Raw genomic sequence first — 5,501 nt, forward strand, 5'->3', positions numbered from 1 at the left:
GTCAGACCCTCGCCCCCCTCAAACCCCCATCTCGGCCCCCACCACCCCGTTCCGGATCGCCGCCACCAGGTCTGCGTGGTCTGCTTCCGTGCGGTTGGCGTAGGCGACTGCGAAGGCGGTCATGGCCTCGTCGAGTTCGTCGTTCTTGCCGCAGTAGCCGCCGATCAGGCGTGGGTCGGCGCTGTGCGTGTGCGCGCGGGCCAGCAGTGCGCCGGTCATCCGCCCGTAGTCGTCGAGCTGGTCGGGCGACAGGGCCGCGGGATCGACGCTGCCCTTGCGGTTTCTGAATTGGCGTACCTGGAAGGGCAGTCCGTTGACCGTGGTCCAGCCGAGCAGGTTGTCGCTGACGACCTGCATCCGCTTCTGGCCGAGTACGACTCGGCGTCCTTCGTGCTCCGTCTCTTCCGTCTTGAATCCGGCCGCGGCCAGGTGCGGTACGAGTGCGGACGGCCTGGCCTCTTTGACCTGCAGGATCAGCGGTTCCCCGCGGTGGTCCTGCAGCAGGACGACGTATGAGCGCGTCCCGACGCTTCCCGTGCCCACCACTCGGAATGCGACGTCCTGGATCGCGTACCGGGCGAGCAGCGGCCAGCGGTCCGGTGGCAGTGTCCCGTGGTATTCACCGAGGGCCGCTGCCACGGCGGCCGCCTCGGTGTCGGATATGCGGCGCAGCACGGGTGGTGCGTCGAGGAAGCGCCGGCTGCCGTCGGCGGCGGTTTCGCTGGATTTGGCGGCGAAGCGGCCGCTGGTGTTGTTGCGGGCTTTGCCGGCGACTCGGTCGAGGGTGCCGGCGAGGTCGTGGGCGTCGGTGTGCGAGACGAGTTCTTCGTCCGCGATGGCGTTCCATGCGTCCAGTACGGGCAGTTTGGCGAGCAGGCGCATGGTGCGGCGGTATGCGCCGACGGCGTCGTAGGCGGCCCGGCGGCAGGTGTCGTCGTCTGCTCCGGCTTCGCGGCCGGCGAGTATCAGTGAGGTGGCGAGGCGTTTCACGTCCCATTCCCAGGGGCCGTGCACGGTTTCGTCGAAGTCGTTGAGGTCGATGACGAGGCTGCCGCGGGCGTCGCCGTAGAGGCCGAAGTTGGCAGCGTGGGCGTCGCCGCAGATCTGGGTGCCGATGCCGGTGGTGGGTGTGCGGGCCAGGTCGAAGGCCATCAGGCCGGCGGTCCCGCGCAGGAATGCGAAGGGTCCTGCTGCCATCCGGCCGACCCGGATGGGGGTGAGGTCGGTGAGGCGGCCGCGGTTGGATTCGCGGACGGCTGTGACGGCGTCCGGGCGGTCTTCGGCGGGGGTGAAGTCGGCGTGTGCGGTGCGCGGGACGCGGTCGCGGTGGGCTTTGCCGGCTCGCTTCGGGGATTCCTGGGCGGGCCAGTGGGCGAAGCCGGGGACGTGGGGCAGCCTGGGCCTGCCTGTGTCCTTGCCGGGTGGTGGGCCGGCTGTCTGTCGCTGTTGCGGTACGGCGTTTGGATCGCGTGTTGTATCGAGTGTTGTATCGAGTTCGGTCATGTGGACCGCCTCCCCCGTGGCTCCGGCGATGCCGGTGTGGCTTTCGACTGGGGGAGACGGTACCTGGGGTGGGGGGAGGGTGTCAGAGCCTGTGGATAACTCATCAACAGGCCTGGTCCGGGGGCTTGTTCGGGTGCGGCGTCGGCCCCGGGCCGGCTGATTGCCGGTCCGGGGCCGAGGGGCCGATCAGGGTTCGGCCGGGGGAAGGTGTCGCCTTTACGGGGCGGTTTCGTGCGGGCGGCTCAGCGGGTCGGCGGGTTGAATTCCGGCTGGTCGAGGAGTCGCTGCCAGGAGCCGTCGGGCTGGCGGCGGACGACCTGGGCGCGGGCGCCGGAGCCGTCCTTCGGCGGGGTGGAGGTGAGGGCGATGTCGCCGCTGATCAGGGTGGGCAGGGGGGTCTCGGGCTCGAAGTGCGGGCGGTGCGAGAGCACCTTCTCCCACAGGGCCTGGATGGCTTCGCGGCCGACGGTGGTGCTGCCGGGCGGGTAGGCCATGACGGCGTTCTCCTCGTACAGTGCCGCGACTCCGGCCGCGTCGCCGGCGTTGGACCGCTCGACGAACAGGCGGGTGATGTCCTCCGGGGTCCGGGCCTTCTCGTACGACATGGGTGTTCCTTCCAGGGTCGGGCTGGTCTTCAGCTCGGTTCAGTTCAGTATCTTGGGCGGCGATCCACAAGTCCAATGAATCGCTGGCATGTTGGCTATAGTCTGTAGTTATGGACCTGAGGCAGCTGGAGTACTTCATCGCCGTGGCCGAGGAGGCCAACTTCACCCGGGCCGCCGAGCGGGTGCACATCAGCCAGCCGGGCATCAGCGCGCAGATCAGGCAGCTCGAGCACGAGCTCGGGGCCGCGCTGATCGACCGCAGCGGCCGTACGGCCACGCTCACGGCGGCGGGTGAGGCGGCGCTCGGCCCCGCGCGGATGGCGCTCGCCGCCGCCGAGTCGGTGCGGCGCTCCGTGGACGAGGTGAACGGTCTGATCCGCGGCCGGCTGGTGGTCGGCATGATCACCGCCTGTACGCTCACCCCGCTCTTCGACGCGCTGGCCGCCTTCCACCGCTCCCACCCCGGCGTGCAGATCACGCTGATCGAGGACAACTCCGACCAACTGGTGGAGCTCGTCCGCAGCAATCAGGCCGACCTCGCCCTGATCGGCGCGGCGGACACCGCACCGGAGGGCCTCGACTCGCTGCCGATCGTCAGCGAGAAGCTGGTCGTCGCCGTACCGAAGGGGCATCCACTGTCCGGCCGGCGGAGCGTCCGCCTCGACGACATCGGCGAGTACTCGATCATCTCGCTGCCGGTGGGCACCGGTATCCGGGCGGTCTTCGACCGTGCCTGCGCGGCGCACGGCCTGCGGCCCAACGTGGCGCTGCAGGCCAGTGCCCCGGCCTCGGTCGCGGACCTCGCGGCCCGCGGTCTCGGCGTCGCCGTGCTGTCCGAGTCCATGGCGTCGGCCCACCGGGACAAGCTGCACTTCATTCCTCTCGACGGTGTGGACGCGCCGGCGGTGCTGGCGCTGGTGTGGAGTGCGACCACGTCCGGCCCCGCGCTGCGGGAGCTGCTCGAGCGGTGCCGCCGCGCCTTCGGGGTGGCACCGGCCGATGACGGCGAGGACACCGCGGACGGCTCGGACACCGCGGAGAGCGGTGCGCTGCTCGCCGCGACCTGAGGGGGTCGGCCGCGGCGGAGTGTGTTGAAGGTCCCGCACGGCGCCGTCGGCATTCGGGACCACCGGGTGCCGGGCACCGCGCAGGACCTTCAACACGGTCCGCTAGGCCTTCACCGGGTCCCCGGACTGCCGCGGCCCGTCGGCCGGCGCCGACTCCTTCGCCGCTTCGGTGTCCTTCGCCGCTTCGGTGTCCTCCGCCGGCTTCGGCGGCTGCGGCATCGGCTTGAAGTCCTTGGGGCGGATCAGGGCGAGGGCCAGCAGGCCGCCGGCCAGGGCCAGCACGGCTGCGATGGTGACCAGCGTGTTGATGCCGTCCGAGAATCCGGCGACGGCCAGCTGCTCCACGGTGCCGTGGTACTTCTCCGGCGTCGAGGCGACCGCCGCGTCGATCTCGCCGGCCCGTACGAGGGCGGCCAGGCCCTCACTGCGGTCCGCGAGCTCCGGCACACCGGCGAGGCCGTCGGAGAGCTTTCCGGTGATGATCGAGGCGAAGACGGAGCCGAGTACCGCCACGGAGGCGCTGACGCCGAGCTGCCGGAAGGTGCCGTTGACTCCGGAGGCCATGCCCGAGCGGGACAGGTCCACCACGCCGACGGCGGTCGAGGCGAGCGGCGGGTTGACCAGGCCGGCGCCGATGCCGCCGAGCACGAAGCCCGGGATGAAGTGGGTCCACTCGGTGGTGGCGGAGACCCCGCGCATCCACACGAGTGCGGCGCCGACGAGGAGCAGGCCGACACCGATCAGGTACCGCGGCTGGATCTTGCTGCTCAGCTTGCCGGCGATGATCGACGCGAACAGCATCGACACCGAGGCGGTCAGCAGCCGCAGCCCGGCCTCCATGGAGGAGTAGCCGAGGACCTCCTGGAAGTGGATGGCGAGGAACAGGAACATCGCGAACAGCGAGCCGTTCATGGCGAAGGCGGCGATCGAGCCGCCGACGAAGGTGGGGATGCGGAACAGCGACAGGTCGAACATCGGCTGTTCGCTCCTGGCCTCCACCACGAGGAAGGCGATCAGCAGCGCGGTGCCGCCGAGCAGGGCGGTGAGCGCGGTGTTCTCGGTCCACGAGGTTTCGCCGACGCGGATCAGGCCGTAGATGAGCGAGGTGAGTCCGGTGGTGAAGAGGACGAAGCCCGGCCAGTCCAGTTTGCGTACGAAGGGGGCCTTCGACTCGTCCACGCGCAGCGCCACGATCGCGGCGACGGCGAGGCCGATCGGCACGTTGACGAGGAAGATGCCGCGCCAGTCGATGCCGTTGGCGATGACGCCGCCGGCCACCGGGCCGATGGCGGAGGCGAGGCCGGTGACCATGCCCCAGACGCCGAACGCCATGCCGCGTTCCTTGCCCTGGAAGCTGCCGGCGAGCAGTGCGAGTCCGGTCGCGAACATGACCGAGCCGCCGACGCCCTGCAGCACCCGGGAGAGGATCAGCATCAGCGGGGAGACGGCGAGGCCGCACAGCAGTGAGCCGACCGTGAAGATGCCGACGCCGATCGCGTAGAGGCGGCGCCGGCCGAAGCGGTCGGCGAGTGTGCCCGAGGTCAGCAGCAGTGCGGCCAGGGCCAGGGCGTAGCCGTCGATGACCCACTGCAGGTCGGAGAAGGAGGCCTTGAGGTCCTCCTGCACCGGGGGCATGACGACGTACACGATGGTGGTGTCGAGCAGGAGCATGAACGTGCCCCCGCATACGCCCAGTAGCGTCCACCATTTCTTGTGCATCACAACTCCTTTCTTCTTGCTTCGGCAGAGCTTTTGGGCGCCCTGAACCCTCTGACTTCGACACTGACCGACCGCGCTCAAGAAGTCCAAGCACTAGTTCTGACGGTGACGAAAACTTCTACTTATGACGGTCGGGGATGGCGGGTCGCTGCGGGGCGGTCGGTGGTGCGTACGGCGACGGCGAAGCCGAAGGTCGGGGTGCCGGCACAGTGCACCAGGGCGCGCGCCTCGCCGGCCCGGGCCCACAGCCGGCCGCCGCCGTCCCGCTCGAGACGGACGCGGAAGTACAGGCCGCCGTGCGCCGCACGGCAGTCGCCGCCGGACAGCGCCTTGAAGCCGGCCTCCTTCGCCGCGTACAGACCGCGCAGCGACTCCAGCTCGCGGTCCGGCCACAGCTGCTCGCGCTCCTCGTCGGTGAACAGGAAGCGGTGCAGCGCCGGGTCGAAGCGGCGCGGCTCCAGGTCCACGCCGATCCCGGCCGCGCCCGGGGCGACGGCCGCGATCGCGAAGCGCGGCGTGTGGGTGATCGTGCCGGCATAGCCGGCGGGGAACAGCGGAGCGTTGTCCGACCGCCGGCGGCCGACCTGCCCGGCCGGGCCGCCGCCGC

General features: G+C 70.5%; 5 protein-coding genes. 1 reads left to right on the forward strand and 4 read right to left on the reverse strand.

From position 1 onward, the window contains the following. Window positions 1–18 precede the first annotated feature (18 nt). Together DY218_RS25670 and DY218_RS25675 are read right to left on the reverse strand one after the other, a co-directional pair. The gene (locus DY218_RS25670; RefSeq protein ID WP_128558521.1) at window positions 19–1,503 is read right to left on the reverse strand and encodes a DUF2252 domain-containing protein; all 1,485 of its coding nucleotides are present in this window, start codon (window positions 1,501–1,503) and stop codon (window positions 19–21) included. Window positions 1,504–1,745: 242 nt separating this feature from the next. Continuing rightward, a complete protein-coding gene (locus DY218_RS25675; RefSeq protein WP_128558522.1) occupies window positions 1,746–2,108 on the reverse strand; it encodes a YybH family protein in 363 nt (120 codons plus the stop codon). 110 nt (window positions 2,109–2,218) lie between these two features. On the opposite strand from DY218_RS25675, the gene DY218_RS25680 reads away from it, so the two are divergent. Then, window positions 2,219–3,175 carry a LysR family transcriptional regulator gene (locus DY218_RS25680; protein ID WP_128558523.1) on the forward strand — a complete coding sequence of 319 codons (957 nt, stop codon included), beginning with the start codon at window positions 2,219–2,221 and terminating at the stop codon, window positions 3,173–3,175. 102 nt (window positions 3,176–3,277) lie between these two features. Here the strand turns inward: DY218_RS25680 and DY218_RS25685 are convergent, their stop codons facing one another. Together DY218_RS25685 and DY218_RS25690 are read right to left on the reverse strand one after the other, a co-directional pair. Then, on the reverse strand, window positions 3,278–4,894 hold the full coding sequence (locus DY218_RS25685) for an MFS transporter (protein WP_128558524.1): 1,617 nt from the start codon (window positions 4,892–4,894) through the stop codon (window positions 3,278–3,280). Window positions 4,895–5,016: 122 nt separating this feature from the next. Continuing rightward, a partial coding sequence (locus DY218_RS25690; protein ID WP_128558525.1) for a 4'-phosphopantetheinyl transferase superfamily protein occupies window positions 5,017–5,501 on the reverse strand: 485 nt, incomplete at its 5' end.

It is taken from the genome of Streptomyces triticagri (assembly GCF_003429565.1).
GTDB lineage: Bacteria > Actinomycetota > Actinomycetes > Streptomycetales > Streptomycetaceae > Streptomyces > Streptomyces triticagri.

Excerpts from the sequence above, each read along its gene's own strand:
- DY218_RS25680 (WP_128558523.1), top strand. The coding sequence starts at position 2,219 with ATGGACCTGAGGCAGCTGGAGTACTTCATCGCCGTGGCCGAGGAGGCC.
- DY218_RS25670 (WP_128558521.1), bottom strand. The coding sequence starts at position 1,503 with ATGACCGAACTCGATACAACACTCGATACAACACGCGATCCAAACGCC.
- DY218_RS25685 (WP_128558524.1), bottom strand. The coding sequence starts at position 4,894 with ATGCACAAGAAATGGTGGACGCTACTGGGCGTATGCGGGGGCACGTTC.
- DY218_RS25675 (WP_128558522.1), bottom strand. The coding sequence starts at position 2,108 with ATGTCGTACGAGAAGGCCCGGACCCCGGAGGACATCACCCGCCTGTTC.